Source organism: Pantoea sp. paga, assembly GCF_007558755.1.
Classification (GTDB): Bacteria; Pseudomonadota; Gammaproteobacteria; order Enterobacterales; family Enterobacteriaceae; genus Pantoea; species Pantoea agglomerans.
Genome location: NZ_VLTF01000001.1, coordinates 623,269 through 649,609, shown reverse-complemented (window position 1 = coordinate 649,609; position 26,341 = coordinate 623,269). Strand labels below are relative to the sequence as shown.

Here is a 26,341-nt window from a genome sequence, read left to right as displayed (position 1 = left end):
AATTCGACGGGCCTGTTACGCTGGCAGGACACCCATACGCTGCTGACCGGCTGTTACCTCCAGGGAGAACGCCATGACCACCACGCTGTTTTCATTTCTGTTTGCCATCACCATACTGACGCTGACGCCGGGATTTGATACTGCGCTGGTACTGCGCTCAGCAGTCGCTCAGGGCGCAAAGCGCGCCAGCGTGACGGCACTGGGTATCACGCTCGGCTGTCTGGTCTGGGGTGTCGCGGTGGGATTCGGTTTAGGCGCGCTGCTGCTGGCCTCCGAAATGGCCTATAACCTGCTTAAGTGGCTGGGTGCCGCCTGGTTACTCTGGCTGGGGCTGAAATTGTTGCTGAAACCCCGCCAGACAGCAGTCGACACGCAACAACCGGCGCTGCAGCAGGGCTATCTTGCCTGCTTCAGCCGTGGGCTGCTGGGCAATCTGCTAAACCCCAAAGTGGGGATCTTCTATGTGAGTTTTTTGCCACAGTTTATCCCGGCGGGGGCGTCGGTGGCGCTCTGGTGTAGTCTGATGGCGCTGGCACACATGCTGCTGGGGCTGATCTGGAATGCGGTACTGATTGGCGGCAGCCACTATTTCGCCGGTCATTTGCGCAAACCGCGAGTGCTGAAGGTGATGGATCGCCTGACTGGCTGCGTGTTTATTGGATTTGCGGCGAAACTGGCGTTGTCTCGCCGCTAGGGCATTACGGTTTGGTGGCGACCAGTACGGCGCGCAGAGGCGCCGGATAGCCCTCGACCGTTTTGCTGGGGTCATCGGGATCGAGGAATTCAGCCAGAGACTCGCTGGTCATCCAGTCAGTACGGCGTTGCTCTTCAGTGGTAGTGAGGGCGAAATCGACAATCCGGACATCGACAAAGCCGCTTTTTTCCAGCCAGCTTTTCAACGCTTCAGCTGACGGAATGAAGAAGACATTGCGCATCTGCGCATATCGCTCACCAGGCACAAGCACCTGATTCACATCGCCCTCAATCACCAGCGTCTCCAGCACCAGTTCGCCACCGCTGACCAGCTGATTCTTAAGCTGTAACAGGTGATCCAGTGGCGAACGGCGATGATAGAGCACGCCCATCGAGAACACGGTATCGAACGCCTGCAACACCGGTAACTGCTCAATGCCCAGCGGCAGCATATGCGCCCGGCGATCGTCGTTCAGCAGCTTACGCACCGCTTCGAACTGCACCAGGAACAGCTGCATTGGATCGATACCGACCACCAGATGGGCACCCGCGCCAATCATCCGCCACATGTGATAGCCGCTGCCACAGCCCACATCGAGCACTGTGCGGCCGGCCAGCGGAGAGATGTGCGGTAGTACGCGCTCCCACTTCCAGTCCGAACGCCATTCGGTGTTGATGTGGGTGCCATAAAGGAAATAGGGCCCCTTGCGCCACGGCATCAGGTTGCGCAGTAATTTCTCAATACCCTGACGATGGCGATCGCTGATGTCATCGCGGTCAGCGGTAACGCTGTGCAGCAGGTCAAGCTTTTGAGGCTCCAGCAGCGGCAGATACTCCAGCGACTTGTACCAGTCGCGGAAGTGCCCATGCAGGTTTTCACGCTGCCACTCGCTGATTTGCGCCGGTAACACTTCCAGCCACTTCGCCAGTGGTCCCACCGCAATTTGCTGATAAAAACGGCCAAAGTCGATCATTTCAACGCCACCAGAGATCCAAAATTAAAGCACTGGAACCAGAGTTCGGCGTGCGAGAAACCGGCCTGTTTCAGACGGGCTTTATGAGCTTCAACGCTGTCAGTCAGCATCACATTTTCCAGCATGCTGCGTTTCTGGCTGATTTCCAGTTCGCTGTAGCCGTTGGCGCGCTTGAAGTCGTGATGCATGTTAAACAGCAGCTCACCGACTTCGGCATCTTCAAAACTGAACTTCTCTGACAGTACCAGCGCACCGCCCGGTTTCAGTCCGTGCCAGATCTTTTCCAGCAGCGCCAGACGCGCAGGCGGTTCCAGAAACTGCAGCGTAAAGTTGAGTACCACCAGAGAGGCGTTCTCAATCTCAATGTCGCGGATATCCGCTTCCAGCACCGTTACCGGTGTGTCCGCGCGAAACGCATCAAGATGGCGACGGCAGCGCTCCACCATCGCCGGGGAGTTATCCACTGCGATGATCTGGCAACCCGGCACCTGAATATTGCGGCGCACCGACAGGGTGGCCGCGCCCAGCGAGCAGCCCAGGTCATAAACCTTGCTGTCCGGGGTAACAAAACGTTCTGCCAGCATGCCAATCATCGAAATGATGTTGGAGTAGCCCGGCACCGAGCGCTGAATCATGTCAGGAAAGACTTCAGCTACACGCTCGTCAAAAGTCCAGTCGCCCAGTTTTGCAATGGGCGCTGAGAAGAGTTGATCGCGGTCAGACATATCGAAAATCCGAAGAGACGACGGAAAGGGCGCTATTCTCGCAGAAAGTGGGGCGGGCTGCACCCCTTAACCCAGGTCAGCTTAATGCAGCGTCAGCACCAGTTCCCACGGCATATAGATCAGGTTAAAAATCACCATGCCGCACAGGGAAAACAGCGTCAGCAGCATGCCATATTTGCGGCCTGCCATTGCGCTGCTGCGCAAACCCCAGGCGTGCAGCAGGCGACTGATAAAGAACAGCAGACCCGTGAGATGCACCATCCAGATATCGGCGCCGTTCATCTCCATCATCACCAGCAGAAACAGCGCCAGCGGAATGGTTTCGATGGCGTTGCCGTGAATGCGAATCGCCATTTTCAGGTCGTGGTAGCCGCCATCACCATACGCCACGCGATAGAAACGGCGGTAGCGAACCACGTCCAGCGTGAATTTCATCACCAGTAATGCACCCATCACCACATATAACGCGCTAACCATTGCCACCCCTGCGACTGTCCATAATGCTTCTATTCTAACGGGCGCACAGCCCGCTGTCCTGGGCAGGAATCAAAACAGTGACGTCTGCTGCGGCCAGTCCGGTCCACTGCCAATAGCCGGATCGATCTGCTGCAGCTGCGGCCAGAGCGCCTGCACCAGCGGAAAGACCTGGCCCATATCGGGCGTGTGCAGAAACAGCATGGCGTCGCCCTGTTGCTGCCACGCCGTCAGCTTGTCTCGCCAGATCTGAAACAGCGGTACGCTCTCTTCCACACTGTCGCTGCCGATAAATCGCACCATCGGCTGCGAGCCGGTTCGCAATGCATGAGGCGGCACCCGGGGCTTCTGCGCGCGGGCCACCAGCGCGGCCGGACTTTGCGAGGTGGAGGCGTGAACCGGACGGCTGTCGAGCATCACGCGATTAATGCCGCGCGCCAGCAGGCCGCGATTCAGCGCCCGTTCGGCATCCCCTTTAGCGAAGAAAGCGGGATGGCGGACTTCGACGCCATAGTGAAAACGGCGCGGCAGACTGTCGAGAAAGCGCCACAGGTCGTCGAGCTGCGTCGGGGAGAAGCTGGCAGGCAGTTGCAGCCAGTACTGGCCGATGCGATCGGCCAGCGGCTCCATCAGCCGCAGGAAATCGGTCAGCAGGTCATCGCTGTGCTGCAGCGCCGCCTGATGGCTGATGGTATTGGGAAACTTAAAGCAGAAGCGAAACGCATCGTGCGTCATATCGCGCCAGCGCATCACCGTTTCCGGATTCGGCAGCGCATAGAGCGTGGTATTTCCCTCTACACAATGGAAATAGCGGGCATAGTCCGCCAGGCTTTCGATGCCCCAGCGTTTCCAGTGTGAATGCTGCCACTGGGGCAGACCAATACGAAGTGTCACGCGCGCTCCTGGCTGCAGATTAAGATACCCCATTATCCGCTATGGTCAGGCTGGGGGGCAAATGCACACAGGAAATCGGCGCTTTGGCGCGGATCTGCTTATCCTGTCTGGCTTTTTCCATTATAATGACCGCCATTTTTGCGACAGCATCGCAACAGGTAACGCGGCCGGATGCTGTCAGATGCAGCGGCGAAGTTAAAAGGATAGTGTTATGCGTACAGAATATTGCGGACAGCTCAATCTGTCTCATGTGGGTCAGCAAGTCACGCTTTGCGGCTGGGTAAACCGCCGTCGCGATCTGGGCAGTTTGATTTTTATCGATATGCGCGACCGTGAAGGCATCGTGCAGGTGTTTTTTGATCCCGATCGCCAGGACGCATTTAAGCTGGCTTCTGAACTGCGTAACGAATTCTGTATCCAGATCACCGGTACCGTGCGTGCGCGTGATGAGAAGAACAAAAACAGCGACATGGCGACCGGCGAAGTGGAGGTGTTTGCCCAGGCACTGACCATCATTAACCGCTCTGAGCCACTGCCGCTGGACTCGAATCAGACCAACAGCGAAGAAGCGCGCCTGAAGTACCGCTATCTGGATCTGCGTCGCCCTGAGATGGTGACGCGTCTGAAAACCCGCGCAAAAATCACCAGCTTTGTTCGTCGCTTTATGGATGACGAAGGTTTCCTGGATATCGAAACCCCGATGCTGACCAAAGCGACGCCGGAAGGCGCGCGTGACTATCTGGTGCCAAGCCGGGTACATAAAGGCAAATTCTATGCGCTGCCGCAGTCACCTCAGCTGTTCAAACAGCTGCTGATGATGTCCGGTTTTGACCGCTACTATCAGATCGTTAAATGCTTCCGCGACGAAGATTTACGTGCCGATCGTCAGCCAGAATTTACCCAGATCGACGTGGAAACCTCCTTTATGACCGCGCCACAGGTGCGTGAAATCATGGAGCGTTTAATCCGCAATCTGTGGCAGGACGTGCAGGGCGTTGATCTCGGTGAGTTCCCGCAGATGACCTTTGCGGAAGCGATGCATCGCTACGGTTCTGATAAACCGGATCTGCGTAACCCGATGGAGCTGGTGGACGTCGGCGACCTGCTTAAAAACGTGGAGTTCCAGGTCTTCTCTGGCCCGGCTAACGATGAAAAGGGCCGTGTTGCCGCGCTGCGCGTGCCGACCGGCGCACAGCTGAGCCGTAAGCAGATTGATGAATATGGCAAGTTCGTGGAAATTTACGGTGCCAAAGGTCTGGCGTGGATGAAGGTTAACGTCCGTGCTGACGGCCTGGAAGGCGTGCAGAGCCCGGTTGCCAAATTCCTGAATGCAGAGATCGTAGAAGGCATTCTGAGCCGCACCGGCGCACAGGATGGCGACATTATCTTCTTTGGTGCCGATCGCGCCAAAGTAGTCGCTGATGCACTGGGTGCGCTGCGTCTGAAAGTGGGTCGCGAGCTGAACATCACTGATGAGAAAGCCTGGGCACCGCTGTGGGTGATCGACTTCCCGATGTTCGAAGAGGATGAAGAGGGCGGTCTGGCTGCGATGCACCATCCTTTCACGGCGCCAAAAGAGATGAGCGCAGAAGAGCTGGCCGCCGATCCAACCCGTGCCGTGGCGAATGCCTACGACATGGTGATCAACGGTTACGAAGTGGGCGGCGGTTCAGTGCGTATCCACAACGGCAAAATGCAGCAGACGGTGTTCAGCATTCTGGGTATCGAAGAGCATGAGCAGCGTGAGAAGTTTGGCTTCCTGCTGGATGCGCTGAAGTTCGGTACGCCACCGCATGCGGGCCTGGCCTTTGGTCTGGATCGCCTGACCATGCTGCTGACCGGCACTGATAATATTCGTGACGTTATTGCGTTCCCGAAAACCACGGCGGCCGCCTGCATGATGACCGAAGCGCCAAGCGAAGCCAATCCGGCTTCACTGCTGGAGCTCGGCATTCAGGTCGTTAAAAAAGAAAAGCCTGAGAATAAATAATGGGCTATAAACACCCGGTTTCAGTGCTGGTCGTCATTTCGGCGCGCGATACTGGCCGGGTGTTGATGCTGCAGCGGCGTGACGATCCCACGTTCTGGCAGTCGGTCACCGGCAGCCTGGAGGCGGGAGAGTCACCGCTGGCGACCGCGTGTCGTGAAGTGAATGAGGAAATCGGCATCGACGTGCTGGCCGAGCGGCTGGAGGTGGAGGATTGTCAGCGTCAGATCGACTTTGAAATCTTTCCCCATTTCCGCCATCGCTACGCCCCTGATGTCACCCATAATCACGAGCACTGGTTTCGCCTGCAACTGCCGACGGAGCGCAATGTGATGCTCACCGAGCATCTGGCGTTTCGCTGGCTGGCACCCGCTGACGCTGCAGCATTAACCCGATCATGGAGTAACCGCCAGGCAATTGAAGAATTTATCTGAATGCTCGCCATCGCCCGGTATTCCGGCGGCGGATAGATTAATTTTATGAATCTGGTGAGTTTTAACAGGACTTCACCAACATATTGAACAGTCAGGCGTAATCGGCACCGTGAGGTTGTTCACCGCCCGCGCGACGTCGTCAGCGTACGCTTGTACGTGAGGATGCTTCGCGAAGCTCGCCCTCGGGGCATTCAGGTTGTCAGTCACCTGTATGCGTACGGACGGTAAACAGGCTCGCAGGCAGGATAGCCTGCACCCTGTAAAAGATCGGAGAAAATTTAAAATGGCAGGACACAGTAAGTGGGCAAATACCAAACACCGTAAGGCGGCGCAGGATGCCAAGCGCGGCAAAATCTTCACCAAAATCATTCGTGAACTGGTGACAGCGGCCAAGCTGGGCGGCGGCGATCCGGGCTCAAACCCGCGCCTGCGTGCAGCGATGGATAAAGCGCTGGCGAACAATATGACGCGTGACACCATGGATCGCGCTATCGCGCGCGGTGTAGGCGGCGATGACAATGCCAACATGGAAACCATCATCTATGAAGGCTACGGTCCTGGCGGCTCGGCCATCATGATTGAATGCCTGAGTGACAACCGTAACCGTACCGTGGGCGAAGTGCGTCACGCCTTCACCAAAACCGGCGGGAATCTGGGCACCGACGGCTCCGTGGCTTACCTGTTCAACAAAAAAGGCGTGATCTCCTATGCGCCGGGTCAGGATGAAGATGCGGTGATGGAAGCGGCTCTGGAAGCGGGCGCAGAAGATGTGGTCAGCTATGACGACGGCGCGATTGATGTCTTCACCGCATGGGAAGAGATGGGCACGGTGCGTGATGCACTGGAAGCGCTCGGCCTGAAAGCGGACACTGCAGAAGTGGCAATGATCCCGACCACCAAAGCAGAGATGGATGCGGAAACCGCACCTAAACTGCTGCGTCTGATCGACATGCTGGAAGATTGCGACGATGTGCAGGAGGTCTATCACAACGGTGAAATCTCCGACGAGGTAGCGGAAACGCTGTAATGGCGTCTACCGTAATCACTTTAACCAAAGAGGCGTAATGTCGATTATCCTGGGTATCGATCCCGGCTCACGCATCACCGGTTATGGTGTTATTCGTCAGACTGGTCGCCAGCTCACATATCTGGGCAGCGGCTGTATCCGCACTAATACCACCGAGTTGCCCGCCCGTCTGAAGCTGATTTATGCGGGCGTCTGTGAAATCATTACGCAGTTTTCACCCGACTTCTTCGCCATTGAACAGGTGTTTATGGCGAAGAATGCAGACTCCGCGCTGAAGCTCGGCCAGGCACGCGGTGCCGCGATTGTTGCCGCGGTTAACCACGATCTGCCGGTGTTTGAGTATGCCGCCCGTCAGGTAAAACAGACCGTCGTTGGCATCGGCAGCGCCGAGAAAAGTCAGGTGCAGCACATGGTGCGAACCCTGCTGAAGCTGCCGGCGAACCCACAGGCAGATGCCGCCGATGCGCTGGCGATTGCCATTACGCACTGTCATGTGGCTCAGAATGCGGCTCGCATGAGTGACAGCAAGCTGGTGCTGACGCGCGGACGGTTACGCTCAGGTTAGCCGTCATCGCTCAGGTCGCACTCACAGGCTGGATATTCATCCAGCCTTTTTTATGTTATAAAATCCGCCACATTCGTTAGTTAAGGAAGCGTTCAGGTGATAGGTCGTTTACGGGGCAATATTCTGGAAAAGCAGCCGCCACTGGTGCTGCTTGAGGCACACGGCGTCGGCTATGAAATTTATATGCCCATGACCTGTTTTTATGAGTTGCCTGAACTTCAGCACGAAGCGGTGATTTTTACCCACTTTGTGGTGCGTGAAGATGCGCAGCTGCTGTTTGGTTTTAACAGCAAGCAGGAGCGCGCGCTGTTTCGCGAACTGATTAAAGTGAATGGCGTCGGACCTAAGCTGGCGCTGGCGATCCTCTCCGGCATGTCGGCGCAGCAGTTTGTGACCGCTGTTGAGAAAGAGGAGATCGCGTCACTGGTGAAACTGCCAGGCGTGGGCAAAAAAACGGCTGAGCGTCTGGTGGTCGAAATGAAGGACCGCTTCAAAGGAATGCACGGCGACCTGTTTGGCGGCGATTCTGCCTTTACGCTGACCACGCCGAGCGCCGAGCCGGAAACCAATGATGCGGAAGCCGAAGCGGTTGCAGCGCTGGTATCACTGGGTTATAAACCGCAGGAAGCGAGCCGTATGATCAGTAAAGTCGGTCGACCGGATGCGGATTGCGAAACCCTGATCCGCGAAGCGCTACGCGCCGCCATTTGAGGTAATTCATGATAGAAGCCGACCGCCTGATCTCCGCTGCCAGTATCAGCGAAGAAGAGGTTATTGACCGCGCTATTCGCCCGAAGATGCTGACCGAGTATGTCGGTCAGCCGCAGGTGCGAGAGCAGATGGAGATTTTCATCAAGGCAGCGCAACTGCGCGGCGATGCGCTCGATCATCTGCTGATCTTCGGTCCGCCGGGACTGGGTAAAACCACCCTGGCGAACATCGTGGCCAACGAGATGGGCGTTAATCTTCGCACTACTTCAGGTCCGGTGCTGGAAAAGGCGGGCGACCTGGCAGCGATGCTGACCAACCTTGAACCGCATGACGTCCTGTTTATCGATGAAATCCATCGTCTCTCACCGGTGGTGGAAGAGATACTCTACCCGGCGATGGAAGATTATCAGCTGGATATCATGATCGGCGAAGGCCCGGCTGCGCGCTCAATCAAGCTCGATCTGCCGCCGTTTACCCTGATTGGCGCCACCACGCGTGCTGGCTCGCTGACCTCGCCGCTGCGCGATCGTTTCGGCATTGTTCAGCGGCTTGAGTTCTACCAGGTTAAAGATTTGCAGCACATCGTAGGCCGCAGCGCCGCCTGTCTGGGTCTGGCGCTGAGTGACGAAGGGGCGTTAGAGATCGCCCGTCGCGCACGCGGCACACCGCGTATCGCCAACCGCCTGCTGCGCCGCGTTCGTGACTTCGCCGAAGTGCGGGCAAATGGTGATTTGAGCGGTGAAGTCTCCTGCAGCGCGCTGGATATGCTTAACGTAGACAGCGAAGGGTTCGATTATATGGACCGTAAACTGCTGCTGGCAATCATCGACAAATTTATGGGTGGGCCGGTGGGGCTGGATAACCTGGCTGCGGCTATTGGTGAAGAGCGCGAAACCATCGAAGATGTGATTGAACCCTTCCTGATTCAGCAGGGCTTCATTCAGCGCACACCGCGTGGCCGGATGGCCACGCAGCACGCTTATCGTCACTTCGGCATTACGCGTGAAGAGTAACTAGACTGCTGGTTTCCGGACCATACTGAAAATAAACAGGATAGCGGCGCAGAGCACCACTGACGGCCCGGCAGGGGTGTCGTAGAAGGCGGAGAAGGTCAGGCCGCCGGTGACGGCAATCACTCCGATGACCACGGCCACGGCCGCCATGCCTTCCGGTGAACGCACAAAGCGACGAGCGGTTGCAGCGGGGATAATCAGCAGTGAGGTGATGATCAGCGCACCCACGAACTTCATCGCCACCCCAATCGTCAGGGCCGTGACCAGCATCAGAATCAGTCGGGTACGCTGGATATTGACGCCATCCACCTGTGCCAGTTCCGGGCTGATGGTCATCGACAGCAGCGACCGCCACTGCCACGCCATCACCAGCAGCACGATCACCACGCCGCCACCCATCATCCAGAGGTCGTCTGGCGTCACCGCCAGCAGATCGCCAAACAGATAAGCCATCAGATCGACGCGAACGTTCTTCATCAGGCTGACCACCACCAGGCCCAGCGACAGCGCGCTGTGTGCCATAATCCCCAGCAGGGTATCGATAGCCAGATGTGGACGACGCTCCAGCCAGACCAGTCCCAGCGCCAGGCAGACCGTAACCAGAATCACCGCGTAGTAAGGATTCACATTAAACAGCAGGCCAAATGCCACGCCCAGCAGGGAGGCATGCGCCAGGGTATCGCCGAAATAGGACATCTTGCGCCAGACAACAAACGATCCCAGCGGACCGGCAGCCAGCGCTAACATCACACCGCCTATCCAGCCCGGTAATAACAACTCAATCATGATGGACCCTGTCCTTTGCGTAAAACGATACGTCCCTGAAGGTCGTGACGGTGATTATGATGATGACGATAAATTGCCAGCTCCTCCGCGCCGCGCGGACCAAACATGGCGATAAATTCCGGATGCTGCGATACCGCTTCCGGGGTGCCGGAACAACAGATGTGATGGTTAAGGCACAGCACTTCGTCGGTTTTGGCCATCACCAGATGCAGATCGTGGGAGACCATCAGTACGCCGCAGTTCAGTTCAACGCGTAACTGATTGATAAGGTCATAGAGTGACACCTGACCATTCACATCCACCCCCTGCGTAGGCTCATCGAGCACCAGCAACTGAGGCTGATTCAGCAGGGCGCGCGCCAGCAGCACACGCTGGGTTTCACCACCGGAAAGCTTTTGCAGCGGGGCGTTGAGCAGGTGACCCGCCTGCACGCGTTTCAGTGCCGGCAGGATCTCGGCGTTTTTGCTACCACGGGTCAGACGCATAAAGCGTTCAACCGTCACCGGCAGGGTCGGATCGATGTGCAGCTTCTGTGGCACATAGCCAATTCGCAGACCGGGATCACGCTGAACGGAACCGGTGGTGGGGGCGAGCAGCCCCAGCACCACACGCACCAGCGTTGATTTTCCGGCACCGTTAGGACCCAGCAGGGTGAGGATGCGGCCAGGCTGCAGTGCCAGGCTGACACCGGATAACACATTGCGCTGGCTGAACTTTATCGAAACATTATCGAGTGTGACAAGTGAGGTCATAGTATTTACAGGTTGCACAGAATTTCGAATGTTATAATATCACATTCCACCTCATGGTCACGATGGAATGACGCAATATGTTACATAATAAAAAGGGCGCAATTTTCGCCTTAACTACCTTCTCCGTTACAGCTTCGTTAACCCTTCCAGCTCAGGCGAATGTCGTGGCTTCACTCAAACCGGTAGGGTTTATCGCTGCGGCCATTGCAGATGGTGTCACACCGGTTGACGTTCTGCTACCGGACGGTGCCTCTGAGCACGATTATTCCCTGCGGCCCTCTGATGCAAAACGCTTAAAAAACGCGGACTTAGTCGTCTGGGTCGGGCCTGAAATGGAAGCCTTTATGGCGAAGTCTGCGGCTGAACTTCCGGCTCAGAAAAACCTCGCGATGGTGAACATCGACGGGGTAAAACCGTTATTGATTAGCGGTGGTGAAGATGAAGATGAACACACAGCGGAAAAATCCGAAGAACAGGACGCCGATGCTCATCACCATCATCACGGCGAGTTTAATATGCACCTGTGGTTGTCGCCAGAGATTGCGCGCAAGACCGCGGTTGCAATCCATGGAAAATTATTGGAACTTATGCCGCAAGATAAAGCCAAACTTGACGCCAACCTCCAGCAGTTTGAGGTAGCTTTGGCGGACACGGACAAACGCGTTAGCGCACAACTCGCTCCGGTCAGAAATAAAGGATATTTCGTTTTTCACGACGCTTACACGTACTTTGAAAAACAATACGGTCTCTCGCCCACCGGGCACTTTACCGTCAATCCTGAAATTCAACCGGGCGCTCAGCGTTTACATCAGATACGAACACAGTTGGTTGAGCAAAAGGCGGTCTGCGTCTTTGCTGAGCCACAATTCAGGCCAGCAGTCATCGATGCTGTCGCCCGCGGAACGCAGGTGCGTAAAGGCACGCTCGATCCCCTGGGAACAGACATCAGCTTAGCCAAAGACAGCTATGTGAAATTCCTCTCACAACTGTCGAGCCAGTATGAAAGCTGCCTGAATGGAGCATGAGGAATAGGTAAAAGTGCAGCAGATAGCCCGCTCTGTCGCCCTCGCATTTAATAATTTGCCGCGCCCCCACCGCGTAATGCTGGGTTCTTTAACTGTAGTCACTCTGGCCGTCGCTGTCTGGCGGCCTTACGTTTATCATCCTTCGGATGATGTGACGCCCATCGTCAAAAACATCGAACTGGATAAGAACACGTTCCGCACGCTGTTGCCGGAAGCCAGTGAGCCTATCGATCAGAGCACACCGGAACCTGACGAAGAACTGCCTGCGGACGATGTGGACACCGACGTGCCCGAAACGGCCGGGGTTCACGACTACACCGTTTCATCCGGCGATACCCTGAGCAGTGCCCTGAATCAGTATGGCATCGACATCAGTGACATTAATGCGCTGGTGATGAGCGATCGCGACCTGCGTAATCTGCAGGTTGGTCAGCAGCTGAGCTGGACGCTGGATGATGATGGCGGCCTGAAAACCCTGAGCTGGGAAATTTCCCGCCGTGAAACCCGCACCTATGAGCGCACCCCTAAAGGCGGCTTTAAGATGGATGCGGAGATGCAGAAGGGTGAATGGCGCAACAGCGTGATGCAGGGCGAAGTGCGCGGCAGTTTCGCCGCCAGTGCCCAGCGTGCCGGGTTGAGCAGTGCCGAATCCAGCGCCGTGATCAAAGCGCTGCAGTGGCAGATGGATTTCCGTAAGCTGCGTGCGGGTGACCAGTTCAGCGTACTGATGTCACGCGAAATGCTGGATGGCAAGAGTGCGCAAAGTCAGTTGCTGGGTGTGCGCCTGCGTAGCGGGGGTAAAGACTATTACGCTTTCCGCGCCGAAGATGGCAAGTTCTACGATCGCAGCGGCTCCGGTCTGGCGCGCGGCTTTATGCGCTTCCCGACGGTTAAGCAGTATCGTGTCTCCTCTAACTTTAATCCGCGTCGTCTCAACCCGGTTACCGGCCGCATTGCGCCTCATAAAGGCGTCGACTTTGCGCTGCCGATCGGTACGCCGGTGCTGGCAGTGGGTGATGGTGAGATCGTCGTGGCGAAGAACGGCGGTGCGGCGGGTAACTACGTCGCCATTCGTCATGGCCGCCAGTATATGACGCGCTATATGCACATGAAGAAAGTGCTGGTGAAGCCAGGTCAGAAAGTGAAACGTGGCGACCGTATTGGACTGTCAGGTAACACCGGACGATCTACCGGGCCGCATCTGCATTTCGAAATCTGGATCAATAATCAGGCGGTCAACCCATTAACGGCGAAACTGCCGCGCATGGAAGGCCTGACGGGTAAAGATCGCAGCGATTACATGGCACAGGTTAAATCCTGGCTGCCTCAGCTGGGTCTGAAGTAAGCGAATTTCGTCAAATCGCGCAAAAACCGACGGTTTTCCCGTCGGTTTTTTGCTATCTGGCGCAGGATGATTGCAAATTTTCAGGTCGTCACTATCATTAGCCGGTCATTGCTTGAGGCGAGTGCATGGAAACCCGTAAAAAAAATAACACTGAATTTATTCCCGTTTTTGAACGTTCTTTTCTCAAACCTAAATACTGGGGCAGCTGGCTGGCGATTGGTGGTCTGGCCGCGATGGCGATGTTACCGCCAAAAGTGCGTGATCCGCTGCTGGGTCGGTTAGGCAAATTTGCCGGTAAGCTGGCAAAGGGCGCACGTCGCCGTGCGCTGATTAACCTCTATTACTGTCTGCCGGAACTCAGCGAGGCGCAGCGTGCCACGCTGGTCGATGAGATGTTTGCGACGGCACCGCAGGCGATGGCAATGATGACCGAGCTGGTGCTGCGCGATCCGGCACGTATCCGTGAACGTGTAGAGTGGCATGGTCGTGAAATTATCGATCAGATGAAAGCGGAGCAGCAGAATGTGATTTTTCTGGTGCCGCACGGCTGGGCGGTGGATATTCCCGCTATGCTGCTGGCGTCAGAAGGTCAAAAGATGGCGGCGATGTTCCATAACCAGAGCGATCCGCTGATGGACTATGCCTGGAATACCGCACGCCGGGGTTATGGCGGACGGCTGCATGCGCGCAACGACGGTATCAAACCCTTTATCAGCTCAATCCGCCAGGGCTACTGGGGCTACTACCTGCCCGATCAGGATCATGGCCCGGAGCAGAGTGAGTTCGTCGATTTCTTTGCCACCTATAAAGCGACGCTGCCTGCGGTAGGGCGACTGATGAAAGTCTGCCGCGCGCGTGTGGTGCCGCTGTTCCCGGTTTATAACAGCAAATCGCACAAGCTTGAAATTTATGTGCGTCCGCCGATGGACGATCTGCTGGAAGCCGACGATCACCAACTGGCTCGCCGTATGAATGAAGAGGTGGAAGTGTTTGTCCGCCCGCATCCCGAGCAGTACACCTGGATCCTCAAGCTGCTGAAGACCCGCAAAGAGGGTGACATCGAGCCCTATTCGCGCAAAGAGCTTTATCCGCGCAAATAGCAAAAAGGCCGCGAAAGCGGCCTTTTTATGATGAGGGGAAAAGAGCTGGCTCAGGTCGCAGTCGCCTTTCGCAAAGACGTATAATACGCCCTCCCTGGCCCTCCCTGGCCCTCCCTGGCCCGCGCTGTTTGGCTACAGGCATATACTTCCATCGCTTTGAGCTTCTGAGCTGCCTGCTCAGGGCAAACCTGTGGCTGCGCTGCCTGTTTATAACGCTTCCAGCCTGCTGCGACGTTTACGCTCGCGCATAAACAGGATCACCAGGCCAAACCAGAGCACGCCGCTGATAAAGTTGACCAGGCAGAACCACAGCGTGCCGCCGCTGAAGTAGCCGCTTTTCGCCAGCTCAATTCCCACCGCCAGCGTCATAATACTGATCATTCCCAGCATCGCAGCCACGCTGCCTTTGCCTTCGTTGCTGGCGTAGAGCGTCAGGCGATACAGTCCGGCATTGACCATGCCAGCGCCAAAGGCGTAGAGGCTCAGACCAGCGGTTATCAGCAGATAACCGTGGCTGTTCATCAGGCTCGCCACCAGCGCCAGGCTCAGACCAATCAGAATCGGCCAGGCGGCGAACTTCACCGGTTGTTCAATCGGCACGCGTCCCGCCAGCTTACTCAGCGTCAGGTTACCGGCGATCATCGCCAGAAACACCGGCAGCTGCAGCAGGGCGTACTGCATACGCGACAGACCTTCGTCGTGCATCAGGATCACCGGCGAAAGGGCAACCCAGGTGAGGATCGGGATAAACACCAGCCCGATAGCGAAGGAACCAAACATTACCAGCCGGTCTTTCATCAGCCGGCCATAGTTGCGTGCCAGATTGGGCAGGGCGATGGAGTGACTGCGGTCACCTGCGGTTTCGGGCATCACACGCCACAGCACCACAAAGGCGACCAGGCTGCAGGCGGCAAACAGCCAGAACATGCTGCGCCAGCTGCCAATGGTGAGCCAGGCTGCACCGGCAAGCGGACCCGCCAGCGGAGCCAGCAGCGCCACGTTGGCCATCAGCGCCATCATGCGCACCGCCAGCGCCTCATCAAAGGCTTCCTGAATTGCGGCATAGCCGACCGCGCCGATAAAGCAGAGGCTGATGCCCTGAATAAAGCGCAGGCTGACAAATTCTTCAATTGAGCTGACCCAGTGCATCAGCATGCAGGCGACGGCAAAAAACAGGATGCCGAAGAGCATCACCGGTCGCCGGCCAAACTTATCAGAAAGAGGACCCAGCAGCCATTGCAGCACCACGCCGCCAATCAGGTAGGCGGTCAGGGAGGTGGAGACCCATTCAGGGCCGACGGAAAATTCGCTGGTGACGATCAGCATGCCAGGCTGGATCATGTCATGAGCAATATAGGTGGCAAACTCGAACAGCACTAACGCCAGAGGAAAGAGTAAAATTCGGCCGGTAAGCTGGCTGATGGGGTGGAAACGGGCCATCTGGCCTCCTTGTCAGAAAAGAAAACGCGACTGCCAGGCAGTCGCGTTGTTTATTCTACACCGACATTGTAAACCCGGACTCAATTAATCCACGCGCAGCACACGTGTGGTATTGGTGGTGCCGGTGGCGCCCATCACATCGCCCTGCGTCACAATGACCAGATCGCCAGAGACCAGGAAGCCTTTGTCGCGCAGCAGGTTAACGGCATCGTGCGCAGCAGCCACACCGTCGTTATTGCTGTCGAAGAACACTGGCGTTACGCCGCGATAGAGCGCGGTGAGATTCAGCGTGCGTTCATGGCGTGACATGGCAAAAATCGGCAGGCCCGAGGTGATACGTGAGGTCATCAGCGGGGTACGGCCCGACTCGGTCATGGTGATGATCGCGGTGACGCCCTGCAGGTGGTTCGCGGCGTACATGGATGACATAGCAATCGCTTCTTCGACATTGTCGAACTGCACGTCCAGACGATGCTTGGAGACGTTGACGCTCGGGATCTTCTCCGCGCCCAGACAGACCTTCGCCATCGCTGAGACAGTTTCAGCCGGATACTGACCCGCTGCGGTTTCCGCAGAGAGCATCACAGCATCGGTACCATCCAGCACGGCGTTCGCCACGTCCATCACTTCTGCGCGGGTCGGCATCGGGTTAGTGATCATCGACTCCATCATCTGCGTCGCGGTAATGATGGTGCGGTTAAGCTGGCGGGCACGACGAATCAATGCTTTCTGAATGCCGACCAGTTCCGGATCGCCAATCTCAACGCCCAGATCGCCACGCGCCACCATCACCACATCAGAGGCCAGAATGATGTCATCCATCGCTTCCTGGCTGGCGACCGCTTCGGCACGTTCCACTTTTGCGACCAGTTTGGCGTCACAACCCGCTTCGCGCGCCAGACGACGTGCCAGATTCATATCTTCACCACAGCGTGGGAAAGAGACGGCCAGATAGTCGACCCGGATTTTGGCGGCAGTGATGATATCCGCTTTATCTTTTTCGGTCAGCGCTTCAGCTGAGAGTCCGCCGCCCAGTTTGTTAATGCCTTTGTTGTTCGACAGCGGGCCACCCACGGTGACTTCGGTGAACACTTTCATCTCCTGAACTTCCAGCACTTTCAGCTGCACGCGGCCATCATCCAGCAGCAGGATATCGCCCGGCACCACATCTGCCGGCAGGCCTTTGTAGTCGATACCGACGCGCTCTTTATCGCCTTCGCCTTTACCCAGATTGGCATCCAGCAGGAAACGGTCACCGATATTCAGGAAAACTTTGCCTTCTTTGAAGGTTGAAACACGAATTTTTGGACCCTGGAGGTCACCGAGGATGGCCACGTGGCGACCCAGTTTTGCGGCAATCTCACGCACTTTATCGGCACGGATCTGGTGATCTTCTGGCGTGCCGTGAGAGAAGTTGAGTCGTACAACGTTCGCGCCGGCAGCGATGATTTTTTCTAAATTATTATCACGATCGGTGGCGGGGCCGAGGGTTGTAACGATTTTGGTTCTTCTGAGACGTCTTGACATCGAGGACTCCGTAAACATTTAAGCGTGCCCTGGACTGTGGACACAGCATGGTTATCTATTCTATATGATCGACGGGTTGTGATACGACTCACATTGTAAATGTGATGTTAATTTTTTACTGATCATCCTTTTCCCGAATGGTGTGCTTTTCGTAACGCGACGCTTTCAACGCCTCTTTCACGCGTTTCAGGTTTTCCCGGAAGGGCGCACCCCGTTCCAGGGTGAAACCGGTCGCCAACACATCGATCACGGTCAACTGCGCCAGGCGCGATACCATCGGCAAATAGATATCCGTATCTTCCGGTACATCAAGCACTAAAGCTATCGCTGCTTCATGGGCAAGGGGAGAATCGGCAGAGGTGATGGCTATAACGGTGGAACCGTTTACACGGGCCAGGCGAGCCAGTTCTACCATATTTTTTGTGCGTCCAGTATGCGAAATGAGAACAAAAACGTCACCGGCTCGACTATTTATGCAACTCATGCGCTGGATCACAATATCGTCTGACCAGATGACCGGCAGATTAAAGCGCAGAAATTTGGTAAAGGCGTCATGCGCCACCACAGCGGAAGCACCCAGCCCGAAAAAGGCGAGTTTGTCAGCCTGAGTGAGCAGGGTGACGGCCTGCTGCAGTTGGGTGCTATCCAGTTGATCCCGTACCCGCTGCAGCCCTGCCAGCGCCGAGTCAAAGATTTTGTGGCTGTAGTTCTCCACACTGTCATCGTCCTCCACGCCCCGGCTGACCCAGTTGCTGCTTTTCACCAGGCTCTGGGCCAGTTGCAGCTTAAAGTCGGGAAAACCGCGCGCGCCCAGTCGATGACAGAAGCGATTCACCGTGGGTTCACTGACGCAGGCTTCGCGCGCCAGGGTCGCGATGCTGGAGTGCATCGCCGCCTGTGGCGCAGCCAGAATCTGCCGGGCGACTTTCTGTTCCGCATTGCTGAGCGCGGCGAACTGCACCTCAATTTTTTCCAGCATATTCATAAGCCGATGACCATAATCACTTTTACCAATTTCAATTATCCCTGTCGTCAGAGCCGATTAACAGAGACTATATCGTGTCAGCACCTGCCAGGCGCAACGGCGGACAAGTCGATTGCCCTTTTTTTTGGGATACTTTGACCGGTGCCTGATTTTCCTGACACCAACAGACACAGAAAAAACCGGCAATCCGCACGTGTCATCACACGCGCTTAGCACATCCGGTACAGAGTTAATGCGGTTAACCCGGCGAGTCGGTTTACCTGGCGCGGGGAAAAAAGTACATTGTGCTCAAAGAAAATAATAACCTGGACCCGGTGGCAGAGGATGCATCACCACCGGACTATCCTGCAACGAGGAGAGGAAAATGGCGGTAACACAAACAGCCCAGGCATGCGATCTGGTGATTTTCGGTGCCAAAGGCGATCTTGCACGCCGTAAACTGTTGCCTTCACTGTACCAGTTAGAGAAAGCGGGGCAGATCCACGAGGAAACCCGCATTATTGGTGTCGGCCGTGCCGAGTGGGATAAAGCGGAATACACCAAAGTGGTACGTGAAGCGCTGGAAACCTTCATGAAGGAGAAGATTGACGAAGCGCTGTGGGACAAACTCAGCAATCGTCTCGACTTCTGCAACCTCGATGTCAACGACACCACGCACTTCCCGAAACTGGGCAAGATGCTGGACCAGAAAAATCGCACCACCATCAACTACTTCGCCATGCCACCCAGCACCTTTGGCGCCATCTGCCAGGGGCTGGGCACCGCGAAGCTGAATGCTAAACCGGCGCGCGTAGTGATGGAGAAGCCGCTGGGCACCTCACTGGAAACCTCACAGGAGATCAACGACAGCGTTGGTGAGTACTTTGATGAAAGCCAGGTGTTCCGTATTGACCACTACCTTGGTAAAGAGACCGTGCTTAACCTGCTGGCGCTGCGCTTTGCTAACTCTATCTTCGTGAATAACTGGGATAACCGTACCATCGATCACGTCCAGATTACCGTGGCCGAAGAGGTGGGTATCGAAGGCCGCTGGGGTTACTTCGATAAAGCGGGCCAGATGCGCGACATGATCCAGAACCACCTGCTGCAGATTCTGACCATGATCGCCATGTCGCCGCCGTCAGACCTCAGCGCCGACAGCATCCGTGACGAAAAAGTTAAAGTGCTGCGCTCGCTGCGCCGCATCGATCAGACCAACGTGCGTGAGAAAACCGTTCGCGGCCAGTACACCGCTGGCTTTGTGCAGGGCAAAAAAGTGCCGGGCTACCTGGAAGAAGAGGGTGCCAATAAGTCGAGCGCCACAGAGACCTTCGTGGCAATTCGTGTCGATATCGACAACTGGCGCTGGGCGGGCGTGCCGTTCTACCTGCGTACCGGTAAGCGTTTGCCGACCAAGTGTTCAGAAGTCGTGGTCTACTTCAAAAACCCGGAAATGAACCTGTTTAAAGACTCCTACTCAGAGCTGCCGCAGAACAAGCTGACGATTCGTCTGCAGCCGGACGAAGGGGTGGATATCGAGATCCTGAACAAAGTGCCAGGCCTCGATCACAAGCACAAACTGCAGACCACCAAGCTGGATCTGAGCTACTCCGAGACCTTTAACCAGTCGCACCTTGCCGATGCTTACGAGCGTCTGCTGCTGGAGAGCATGCGTGGTATCCAGGCGCTGTTTGTGCGCCGCGATGAAGTTGAAGCCGCGTGGACCTATGTCGATTCCATTATCGACGCCTGGGCTGCGGATGGTGACTCTTCCAAGCCGTATCAGGCGGGCACCTGGGGCCCGGTGGCCTCAGTGGCGATGATTACCCGCGATGGCCGCTCGTGGAACGAGTTCGAATAACGAAAGTGATGATGAAGCCCGCAACGCGGGCTTTTTTTTCGCCCTTAAACCGGGCCAGCCGACACGAATAAAATTGAACTGCCGTTTCAAAATGGTCGCAGGATGATAGACGCTCAGGAAGCTGATCATGTATGGTAGTGACGCAATTTACAGGGCAGGAGCCGATGCTCCATGACCGGGTCGCAATCCCGGTGTTATCAAGCAAGGGGAACTGATGAAAAACTGGAAAACGAGTGCAGAACAGATTCTGACCACCGGACCTGTGGTGCCGGTCATCGTTGTGAATAAACTGGAACACGCCGTGCCGATGGCAAAAGCGCTGGTGGCAGGCGGTGTCAGAGTGCTGGAAGTAACGCTGCGCACGCCAGTGGCGATGGACGCTTTACGTGCGATGATTAAAGAAGTGCCGGATGCGATCGTCGGTGCGGGAACGGTGATCAACCCGCAGCAGTTACAGGAAGTGACCGATGCCGGTGCGCAGTTTGTGATCAGCCCTGGCGTCACCGAGTCGCTGCTGAAAGCGGCGGTTGAAGGGCCGGTACCGTTGATTCCCGGCATCAGCACCGTTTCTGAGTTAATGACCGGTATGGACTACGGTCTGCGTGAGTTCAAGTTTTTCCCGGCAGAAGCGAACGGCGGCGTTAAAGCGCTGCAGGCGATTGGCGGACCCTTCCCTCAGGTGCGATTCTGCCCGACCGGCGGCATCTCTCCGGCGAACTACCGTGACTATCTGGCGCTGAAAAGCGTGCTGTGCATCGGCGGTTCCTGGCTGGTGCCCAACGACGCGCTGGAAGCGGGCGACTGGGATCGCATCACCCGCCTGGCACGCGAAGCTGTTGAAGGCGCGAAGTAAGTTATGGCGGTGAGCGTCTGCTCACCGCACACCTTTATCCCTGAACCGTGACCGCTGCTGCGCTGGCAACGGCACGCGTAATCGCCTGATCGGTGCTGTCACCGCTGGCGAGCGCCACGCCCAGGCGACGCTGACCGCTGATTTCCGGCTTGCCGAACAGACGCAGTTGCAGACCGGCACCCAGCGCCGCTTCGACATTCACAAACTGCACATTCTGGCTGGTCAGTTGCGGCAGAATAACGGCGGACGCTGACGGACCATACTGGCGAATCGCGCCAATCGGCAGACCGAGAAACGCCCGCACGTGCAGCGCAAACTCTGACAGATCCTGCGAAATCAGCGTCACCATGCCGGTGTCGTGAGGACGCGGCGAAACTTCGCTGAATATCACCTCATCACCGCAGACAAACAGCTCAACGCCAAACAAGCCATAGCCGCCCAGCGCCTTAACCACCTGCGCGGCAACCTCCTGCGCCCGCTGCAGCGCCACATCACTCATCTGCTGCGGCTGCCAGGATTCACGGTAATCGCCATCCTCCTGGCGGTGACCAATCGGCGCACAGAAGTGAATGCCATCGACTGCGCTGATGGTCAGCAGGGTGATCTCGAAATCGAAGTCGACAACGCCTTCGACAATGACGCGTCCGGCACCCGCGCGGCCACCCTGTTGCGCATAGTCCCAGGCGTTATCGAGCTGGCTGGCATCGCGGATAAAGCTCTGGCCTTTGCCGGATGAACTCATCACCGGCTTCACAATGCAGGGAAAGCCGATTTCGGTAGCCGCTTCATCAAAGCGCGCCTTGCTGTCGGCAAAGCGATAGCGGGAGGTCGGCAGAGAGAGCTCTTCAGCCGCCAGCCGCCGAATGCCTTCGCGGTTCATGGTCAGCCGCGCGGCACGGGCAGTCGGCACCACGCGCTGGCCTTGCTGCTCCAGCTCAACGAGGGTCTCCGTGGCGATGGCTTCGATTTCCGGTACGACAAAATCAGGCTTCTCTTCAGCGATTAACGCTGCCAGTGCCGCGCCATCCAGCATGTTAATCACATGGCTGCGATGGGCGACGTGCATCGCCGGGGCATCGGCGTAACGATCGACCGCGATCACTTCCACACCCAGACGCTGACACTCCAGCGCCACCTCTTTACCCAGTTCACCTGAACCCAATAGCATCACACGCGTTGCTGCCGGACGCAGCGCTGTTCCGAGAGTCGTCATTTCTTCACCTAAGCAGTCAAAATTCGCGCGCAAGTATAAACGAAAACGTTTGCGTTCTCATCTTTCGTCCATCTGACACAACCTTTTGCCTTACTTTTCCCGCTCTGACGTTTCCTGACACCCCTTACGTCAGGATAGCGGACTGACATCTTAAAAGGAGTGGATGATGAATAACTGGTTGCAACAAATTCAGTCGGTACTCACGAAGAAGGGCGGTGAGGGCAAATCGGGCGGCGGCTTAAGCGACATGCTGGCGCCGGGTGCGCTGGGCGGGCTGGCCGGTATGCTGATTGCCAGTAAATCGTCGCGCAAACTGCTGACTAAATATGGCGGCAAGGCGCTGATTATCGGTGGCGGTGCGGCTGCGGGCGCGGTGTTATGGAACAAATACAAGCAGCGGGTCAGCGAAGCGCACCAGAATGAACCTGACTTTGGCGTGGCGCAGACGCCGGTTAACCTGCGGGCCGAACGTCTGGTGACGGCGCTGGTGTTTGCCGCCAAAAGCGACGGGCACATTGACGATCAGGAACGGGCAGCCATTGAGCAGAATATTCATCAGTCCGGCTACGGTCAGGAAGCGGAACAGCTGATCCAGAAAGCGATGAACCGCCCGCTGGATCCGCAGTGGCTGGCCGCCGATGTGAAAAACGAGGAAGAGGCGCTGGAGCTCTACTTCCTGAGCTGTGCCGCTATCGACGTTGATCACTTCATGGAGCGCAGCTACCTCTCCGCGCTGGGCGACGCGCTGAAAATCCCTCAGGATGTTCGCGACGGCATCCAGCAGGATCTTGAGGCTGAAAAAGCCCGTTTACCCGCCAGTTAATTCCTCTGATCTTCCGCTGGCGGGACACAGGATGTGATCCGCCAGCGGCTGCTTCTCAACCTATACCTGGCTTCCCGCTGCTGAAGTGTTACGCTTACAGATCATTACGTTCACGGAGACGGATGGATGAAAGCACCCATCGCAAAAAAAATACCCCATGAGATGACGTTGCACGGCGAGACGCGCGTTGACGACTACTACTGGCTGCGCGACGACAAGCGCGAAAACAGCGAGGTTCTTGATTACCTGCGTGCCGAAAACAACTACGGCAAAAAAATCATGTCGTCACAGCAGCCACTGCAGGACCGGGTATTAAAAGAGATTATCGATCGGCTGCCGCCTGAAGATCACTCGGTGCCCTATGTGAAAAATGGCTACCGTTATCAGAGCCGCTACCAGAGCGGTAACGAATATCCGGCCTATTACCGCCAGCCCGCCGCGAGCGATGAGTCTGGCGAGTGGAGCCTGCTACTGGATGCCAACCAGCGCGCCTCGCACAGCGATTTCTACACCATGGGCGCGCTGCATATCAGTCCGGATAACCTTGTCATGGCGCTGGCTGAAGATTTCCTGTCTCGCCGGCAATATGGCATCCGCTTCCGTAACCTGGAGAGTGGCAGCTGGTACCCTGAAGTGCTGAGCAATGCCTCTTCCAGCTTCGCATGGGGTAACGACTCGCGCACCCTCTACTATGTACGAAAACACCCGCAGACGCTGCTCTCCTATCAGGTATGGCGACACGAACTCGGTTCACCTCAGTCTGATGATCAGCTGGTATATGAAGAGCAGGATGATACTTATCATCTCAGCGTGCATAAGACTACCTCCAAGCAGTTCATCATGATTGCGCTCTACAGCACCAACACCAGCGAAATTCAGCTGATTGATGCGAACTTCCCCGACGCGCAGCCCCATGTGTTTCTGCCACGCCGCCGCGATCATGAGTACAGCATCGACCACTACGATCATCAGTTCTTCATTCGATCCAACCGGGAGGGCGAAAACTTCGGGCTGTACCGCAGCCGCTATCTGGACGAGTCACGCTGGGAAACCCTGATCCCGGCACGGGAACAGGTAGTGATGGAAGATTTTCAGCTGTTTCGGGACTGGCTGGTGGTCGAGGAGCGCCAGCGCGGCTTAACCAGCCTGCGGCAGATAAACTGGGCCAGCGGTGAAACCAGCGGCATCGCCTTTGACGACCCGACCTATGTGACCTGGCTGGCCTACAATCCGACGCCGCGCACCAGCAAACTGCGCTATGGCTATTCGTCGATGACCACGCCGACCACGCTGTTTGAACTGGATATGGATACCGGCGAACGCCGCATCCTGAAGCAGAGCGCGGTGAAAGGCTTTAACGCGGAAGATTACAGAAGCGAACATCACTGGATCAAAGTCAGCGATGGCACCGAAGTGCCGGTATCGCTGGTCTATCACCGCAAACATTATCAGCCCAGGCAGAATCCGATGCTGGTGTATGGCTACGGTGCCTACGGCAGCAGTATGGATGCCGATTTCAGCGTCAGCCGCCTGAGCCTGCTGGATCGCGGCTTTGTCTATGCGCTGATACAGGTGCGCGGCGGCGGTGAGCTGGGGCAGCAATGGTATGACGGCGGTCGCCTGCTGAACAAAATGAACAGCTTCACTGATTTTATCGATGTTACTAACGCGCTGGTGGCGCGTGGCATCGGACACCCGGAACGACTCTATGCTATGGGTGGCAGCGCGGGTGGCTTGCTCATGGGCGGGGTGATTAACCTGGCACCGCAGCGGTTCCACGGCGTGGTTGCCCAGGTGCCGTTTGTGGATGTGGTTACCACAATGCTGGATGAGTCGATTCCGCTGACCACCGGCGAGTATGACGAGTGGGGCAACCCCAATGATCCGGAGTACTACCGTTATATCCGGCAGTACAGCCCTTATGACAATATCGAGGCGAAAGCCTATCCCCACCTGCTGGTCACCACCGGCCTGCACGATTCGCAGGTGCAGTACTGGGAACCGGCCAAGTGGGTGGCGAAGCTGAGATCGATGAAAACCGACAATAACCTGCTGCTGCTCTGCACCGACATGGATGCGGGCCACGGCGGCAAGTCGGGGCGCTATAAAGCCTATGAAGGGATCGCGATGGAATACAGCTTCCTGCTGGGGCTGGCGCAGGGCACCTTACCGCCAGCCCAGGATTACTGAGACTCGGTCAGGTACTTACGCAGCGCCTGCCGCAATGGCGGGCGCAGATCGCTGACGTTATCCAGCATCCACTTCAGATAGCCCGGATCCTTACGCGCAACCACCGCAATCGCCTGACCGCGGTATTTGCCAAACGGCAGAACGTCGTCGCGCTGGGCCGCCGGTTGTGACCGCACAATCATCTCGGAGGCACTCCAGCCGGAGGTCTCCATAATACGGATCAGCAGTGCCGCCGTAACATAGCAGTCATAGAGCGCGCGGTGGGCATGCAGGTCGGCGGGCGGTATAACATCCAGCTTCAGCGAATGACGCAGTGCCTGGTTGCCATATTTAATGCCCGGCCAGAGCTGACGCGCCAGCTGCATGGTGCAGATCCACTCTCCGTACATCTCCGGCAGCATCCGGCGATCAAAACTGGCGTTGTGCGCCACATAAAAAGCACTGCCGTGATAGCGCGGGATCGCCTCTTCAATGGTCGGCTTACCGGCGACCATCGCTTCGGTGATGCGATGCACGGCCATCGCCTGACGGCTGATAGGGCGGTCGGGCAGGGTGAGATCGCTCATCGGATTCACAATCTGGCCGTTGACCACATCCACGGACGCCACTTCGACTACGCCACCCTGCAGACCGCAGGTTTCGGTATCAATAACGCGAAATATCATTGTTTCATCTTCGGTTCATAAGGAAGGCGCGACAGGCTGAGCGACGCCTGGCGATAGTGCATCAGACGCTGACGAAACCAGTCACGCAGCGCTTCGGGCTGCTCCTGCGCCACCATTTCGGCGACGATAGGCATGTTATAGCGCTCTTTAAACGCCACACCCGCTGCCGCCAAATCGACATTAATCTTGTCTTTCTCTTCCTGGGACAGCAGGGCAAGGTTATGGCTCATAATATTCTCCTGACGATAGCGGGCAAAAGTAATGTTTTCGGCGGTCTGAATCAAGGATAAAGGATCGCAT

General features: G+C 56.6%; 26 protein-coding genes. 14 read left to right on the top strand and 12 right to left on the bottom strand.

Translation table 11 applies throughout. The annotated features are described in order from the left end of the window. Positions 1–73: 73 nt before the first annotated feature. Positions 74–694 (top strand): LysE family translocator, encoded by a 621-nt coding sequence (locus FOV68_RS03115; protein ID WP_064705019.1) that lies wholly within the window; start codon positions 74–76, stop codon positions 692–694. Between the two features lie 4 nt (positions 695–698). Here the strand turns inward: FOV68_RS03115 and cmoB are convergent, their stop codons facing one another. From cmoB to FOV68_RS03095, 4 genes are all read right to left on the bottom strand, one after another. Further along, complete coding sequence (gene cmoB / locus FOV68_RS03110; RefSeq protein WP_010258611.1) at positions 699–1,667, bottom strand: tRNA 5-methoxyuridine(34)/uridine 5-oxyacetic acid(34) synthase CmoB; 969 nt, start codon at positions 1,665–1,667, stop codon at positions 699–701. Then, on the bottom strand, positions 1,664–2,392 hold the full coding sequence (gene cmoA, locus FOV68_RS03105) for a carboxy-S-adenosyl-L-methionine synthase CmoA (RefSeq protein WP_033757922.1): 729 nt from the start codon (positions 2,390–2,392) through the stop codon (positions 1,664–1,666). Before cmoA ends, cmoB begins: the two co-directional genes overlap by 4 nt. An 81-nt stretch (positions 2,393–2,473) precedes the next feature. Beyond that, complete coding sequence (locus FOV68_RS03100; protein WP_010258617.1) at positions 2,474–2,869, bottom strand: MAPEG family protein; 396 nt, start codon at positions 2,867–2,869, stop codon at positions 2,474–2,476. A gap of 69 nt (positions 2,870–2,938) precedes the next feature. Further along, the gene (locus tag FOV68_RS03095) at positions 2,939–3,760 is read right to left on the bottom strand and encodes a DUF72 domain-containing protein (RefSeq protein WP_031591431.1); all 822 of its coding nucleotides are present in this window, start codon (positions 3,758–3,760) and stop codon (positions 2,939–2,941) included. Between the two features lie 211 nt (positions 3,761–3,971). Between FOV68_RS03095 and aspS the strand changes: the two genes are divergently transcribed. The 6 genes from aspS to ruvB all read left to right on the top strand — a co-directional run bounded on the left by aspS (position 3,972) and on the right by ruvB (position 9,497). Beyond that, complete coding sequence (aspS, locus tag FOV68_RS03090; protein ID WP_010258624.1) at positions 3,972–5,750, top strand: aspartate--tRNA ligase; 1,779 nt, start codon at positions 3,972–3,974, stop codon at positions 5,748–5,750. Further along, positions 5,750–6,181 (top strand): dihydroneopterin triphosphate diphosphatase, encoded by a 432-nt coding sequence (gene nudB / locus FOV68_RS03085; RefSeq protein WP_031591430.1) that lies wholly within the window; start codon positions 5,750–5,752, stop codon positions 6,179–6,181. The genes aspS and nudB overlap by 1 nt, the downstream gene beginning before the upstream one ends. A gap of 283 nt (positions 6,182–6,464) precedes the next feature. Then, positions 6,465–7,208, top strand: a complete 744-nt coding sequence (locus FOV68_RS03080) for a YebC/PmpR family DNA-binding transcriptional regulator (RefSeq protein WP_010258633.1) — start codon at positions 6,465–6,467, stop codon at positions 7,206–7,208. A 37-nt stretch (positions 7,209–7,245) separates the two neighbouring features. Continuing rightward, positions 7,246–7,773 carry a crossover junction endodeoxyribonuclease RuvC gene (ruvC, locus tag FOV68_RS03075; protein WP_003849205.1) on the top strand — a complete coding sequence of 176 codons (528 nt, stop codon included), beginning with the start codon at positions 7,246–7,248 and terminating at the stop codon, positions 7,771–7,773. A 96-nt stretch (positions 7,774–7,869) separates the two neighbouring features. Further along, positions 7,870–8,484, top strand: a complete 615-nt coding sequence (gene ruvA / locus FOV68_RS03070; protein WP_010670803.1) for a Holliday junction branch migration protein RuvA — start codon at positions 7,870–7,872, stop codon at positions 8,482–8,484. An 8-nt stretch (positions 8,485–8,492) separates the two neighbouring features. Continuing rightward, positions 8,493–9,497, top strand: coding sequence for a Holliday junction branch migration DNA helicase RuvB (gene ruvB / locus FOV68_RS03065; RefSeq protein ID WP_010258640.1), 1,005 nt, complete (start codon positions 8,493–8,495; stop codon positions 9,495–9,497). Here the strand turns inward: ruvB and znuB are convergent, their stop codons facing one another. Both znuB and znuC read right to left on the bottom strand, forming a co-directional pair. After that, positions 9,498–10,283, bottom strand: coding sequence for a zinc ABC transporter permease subunit ZnuB (znuB, locus tag FOV68_RS03060; protein ID WP_010258643.1), 786 nt, complete (start codon positions 10,281–10,283; stop codon positions 9,498–9,500). It abuts the gene before it with no gap. Continuing rightward, positions 10,280–11,035: a zinc ABC transporter ATP-binding protein ZnuC gene (gene znuC, locus FOV68_RS03055; RefSeq protein WP_031591429.1), complete on the bottom strand. Its 756-nt coding sequence runs from the start codon at positions 11,033–11,035 to the stop codon at positions 10,280–10,282. Before znuC ends, znuB begins: the two co-directional genes overlap by 4 nt. A 77-nt stretch (positions 11,036–11,112) precedes the next feature. Between znuC and znuA the strand changes: the two genes are divergently transcribed. The 3 genes from znuA (at position 11,113) to lpxM (ending at position 14,505) form a co-directional block, all read left to right on the top strand. Then, positions 11,113–12,060, top strand: a complete 948-nt coding sequence (gene znuA / locus FOV68_RS03050; RefSeq protein WP_143990294.1) for a zinc ABC transporter substrate-binding protein ZnuA — start codon at positions 11,113–11,115, stop codon at positions 12,058–12,060. A gap of 13 nt (positions 12,061–12,073) precedes the next feature. Continuing rightward, the gene (mepM, locus tag FOV68_RS03045) at positions 12,074–13,405 is read left to right on the top strand and encodes a murein DD-endopeptidase MepM (RefSeq protein WP_069026418.1); all 1,332 of its coding nucleotides are present in this window, start codon (positions 12,074–12,076) and stop codon (positions 13,403–13,405) included. 125 nt (positions 13,406–13,530) lie between these two features. After that, on the top strand, positions 13,531–14,505 hold the full coding sequence (gene lpxM, locus FOV68_RS03040) for a lauroyl-Kdo(2)-lipid IV(A) myristoyltransferase (RefSeq protein WP_039391085.1): 975 nt from the start codon (positions 13,531–13,533) through the stop codon (positions 14,503–14,505). Positions 14,506–14,712: 207 nt separating this feature from the next. Here the strand turns inward: lpxM and FOV68_RS03035 are convergent, their stop codons facing one another. The 3 genes from FOV68_RS03035 to FOV68_RS03025 all read right to left on the bottom strand — a co-directional run bounded on the left by FOV68_RS03035 (position 14,713) and on the right by FOV68_RS03025 (position 18,457). Then, complete coding sequence (locus FOV68_RS03035; protein ID WP_022625519.1) at positions 14,713–15,945, bottom strand: MFS transporter; 1,233 nt, start codon at positions 15,943–15,945, stop codon at positions 14,713–14,715. Between the two features lie 84 nt (positions 15,946–16,029). Further along, positions 16,030–17,472 carry a pyruvate kinase gene (gene pyk, locus FOV68_RS03030; RefSeq protein WP_031591426.1) on the bottom strand — a complete coding sequence of 481 codons (1,443 nt, stop codon included), beginning with the start codon at positions 17,470–17,472 and terminating at the stop codon, positions 16,030–16,032. A 115-nt stretch (positions 17,473–17,587) separates the two neighbouring features. Then, positions 17,588–18,457, bottom strand: a complete 870-nt coding sequence (locus tag FOV68_RS03025; protein ID WP_186289709.1) for a MurR/RpiR family transcriptional regulator — start codon at positions 18,455–18,457, stop codon at positions 17,588–17,590. Between the two features lie 364 nt (positions 18,458–18,821). On the opposite strand from FOV68_RS03025, the gene zwf reads away from it, so the two are divergent. Both zwf and FOV68_RS03015 read left to right on the top strand, forming a co-directional pair. Next, on the top strand, positions 18,822–20,297 hold the full coding sequence (gene zwf / locus FOV68_RS03020) for a glucose-6-phosphate dehydrogenase (protein WP_010258671.1): 1,476 nt from the start codon (positions 18,822–18,824) through the stop codon (positions 20,295–20,297). A gap of 214 nt (positions 20,298–20,511) precedes the next feature. Beyond that, positions 20,512–21,150 carry a bifunctional 4-hydroxy-2-oxoglutarate aldolase/2-dehydro-3-deoxy-phosphogluconate aldolase gene (locus tag FOV68_RS03015; RefSeq protein ID WP_010258674.1) on the top strand — a complete coding sequence of 213 codons (639 nt, stop codon included), beginning with the start codon at positions 20,512–20,514 and terminating at the stop codon, positions 21,148–21,150. A gap of 34 nt (positions 21,151–21,184) precedes the next feature. Here FOV68_RS03015 and purT read toward each other — a convergent pair whose 3' ends face one another. Further along, entirely contained in the window at positions 21,185–22,363 is a 1,179-nt protein-coding gene (purT, locus tag FOV68_RS03010) for a formate-dependent phosphoribosylglycinamide formyltransferase (RefSeq protein ID WP_143990293.1), read from the bottom strand. A 166-nt stretch (positions 22,364–22,529) separates the two neighbouring features. Between purT and FOV68_RS03005 the strand changes: the two genes are divergently transcribed. Both FOV68_RS03005 and FOV68_RS03000 read left to right on the top strand, forming a co-directional pair. Continuing rightward, complete coding sequence (locus FOV68_RS03005; RefSeq protein WP_010258682.1) at positions 22,530–23,186, top strand: tellurite resistance TerB family protein; 657 nt, start codon at positions 22,530–22,532, stop codon at positions 23,184–23,186. Positions 23,187–23,312: 126 nt separating this feature from the next. Continuing rightward, entirely contained in the window at positions 23,313–25,376 is a 2,064-nt protein-coding gene (locus FOV68_RS03000) for a prolyl oligopeptidase family serine peptidase (RefSeq protein ID WP_143990292.1), read from the top strand. On the opposite strand, the gene exoX is transcribed toward FOV68_RS03000, so the two are convergent. Both exoX and FOV68_RS02990 read right to left on the bottom strand, forming a co-directional pair. Continuing rightward, positions 25,370–26,041 carry an exodeoxyribonuclease X gene (gene exoX, locus FOV68_RS02995; RefSeq protein ID WP_031591420.1) on the bottom strand — a complete coding sequence of 224 codons (672 nt, stop codon included), beginning with the start codon at positions 26,039–26,041 and terminating at the stop codon, positions 25,370–25,372. The genes FOV68_RS03000 and exoX overlap by 7 nt on opposite strands. After that, positions 26,038–26,271 carry a DNA polymerase III subunit theta gene (locus FOV68_RS02990; protein ID WP_010258692.1) on the bottom strand — a complete coding sequence of 78 codons (234 nt, stop codon included), beginning with the start codon at positions 26,269–26,271 and terminating at the stop codon, positions 26,038–26,040. The genes exoX and FOV68_RS02990 overlap by 4 nt, the downstream gene beginning before the upstream one ends. Positions 26,272–26,341: the final 70 nt, after the last annotated feature.

Bases quoted from the DNA above. Each gene is read 5' to 3' on its own strand.
- FOV68_RS03115 (WP_064705019.1), top strand. From the start codon at position 74: ATGACCACCACGCTGTTTTCATTTCTGTTTGCCATCACCATACTGACG.
- cmoB (WP_010258611.1), bottom strand. From the start codon at position 1,667: ATGATCGACTTTGGCCGTTTTTATCAGCAAATTGCGGTGGGACCACTG.
- cmoA (WP_033757922.1), bottom strand. From the start codon at position 2,392: ATGTCTGACCGCGATCAACTCTTCTCAGCGCCCATTGCAAAACTGGGC.
- FOV68_RS03100 (WP_010258617.1), bottom strand. From the start codon at position 2,869: ATGGTTAGCGCGTTATATGTGGTGATGGGTGCATTACTGGTGATGAAA.
- aspS (WP_010258624.1), top strand. From the start codon at position 3,972: ATGCGTACAGAATATTGCGGACAGCTCAATCTGTCTCATGTGGGTCAG.
- nudB (WP_031591430.1), top strand. From the start codon at position 5,750: ATGGGCTATAAACACCCGGTTTCAGTGCTGGTCGTCATTTCGGCGCGC.
- FOV68_RS03080 (WP_010258633.1), top strand. From the start codon at position 6,465: ATGGCAGGACACAGTAAGTGGGCAAATACCAAACACCGTAAGGCGGCG.
- ruvC (WP_003849205.1), top strand. From the start codon at position 7,246: ATGTCGATTATCCTGGGTATCGATCCCGGCTCACGCATCACCGGTTAT.
- ruvB (WP_010258640.1), top strand. From the start codon at position 8,493: ATGATAGAAGCCGACCGCCTGATCTCCGCTGCCAGTATCAGCGAAGAA.
- znuB (WP_010258643.1), bottom strand. From the start codon at position 10,283: ATGATTGAGTTGTTATTACCGGGCTGGATAGGCGGTGTGATGTTAGCG.
- znuC (WP_031591429.1), bottom strand. From the start codon at position 11,035: ATGACCTCACTTGTCACACTCGATAATGTTTCGATAAAGTTCAGCCAG.
- znuA (WP_143990294.1), top strand. From the start codon at position 11,113: ATGTTACATAATAAAAAGGGCGCAATTTTCGCCTTAACTACCTTCTCC.
- lpxM (WP_039391085.1), top strand. From the start codon at position 13,531: ATGGAAACCCGTAAAAAAAATAACACTGAATTTATTCCCGTTTTTGAA.
- FOV68_RS03035 (WP_022625519.1), bottom strand. From the start codon at position 15,945: ATGGCCCGTTTCCACCCCATCAGCCAGCTTACCGGCCGAATTTTACTC.
- pyk (WP_031591426.1), bottom strand. From the start codon at position 17,472: ATGTCAAGACGTCTCAGAAGAACCAAAATCGTTACAACCCTCGGCCCC.
- FOV68_RS03025 (WP_186289709.1), bottom strand. From the start codon at position 18,457: ATGAATATGCTGGAAAAAATTGAGGTGCAGTTCGCCGCGCTCAGCAAT.
- zwf (WP_010258671.1), top strand. From the start codon at position 18,822: ATGGCGGTAACACAAACAGCCCAGGCATGCGATCTGGTGATTTTCGGT.
- FOV68_RS03015 (WP_010258674.1), top strand. From the start codon at position 20,512: ATGAAAAACTGGAAAACGAGTGCAGAACAGATTCTGACCACCGGACCT.
- purT (WP_143990293.1), bottom strand. From the start codon at position 22,363: ATGACGACTCTCGGAACAGCGCTGCGTCCGGCAGCAACGCGTGTGATG.
- FOV68_RS03005 (WP_010258682.1), top strand. From the start codon at position 22,530: ATGAATAACTGGTTGCAACAAATTCAGTCGGTACTCACGAAGAAGGGC.
- FOV68_RS03000 (WP_143990292.1), top strand. From the start codon at position 23,313: ATGAAAGCACCCATCGCAAAAAAAATACCCCATGAGATGACGTTGCAC.
- exoX (WP_031591420.1), bottom strand. From the start codon at position 26,041: ATGATATTTCGCGTTATTGATACCGAAACCTGCGGTCTGCAGGGTGGC.
- FOV68_RS02990 (WP_010258692.1), bottom strand. From the start codon at position 26,271: ATGAGCCATAACCTTGCCCTGCTGTCCCAGGAAGAGAAAGACAAGATT.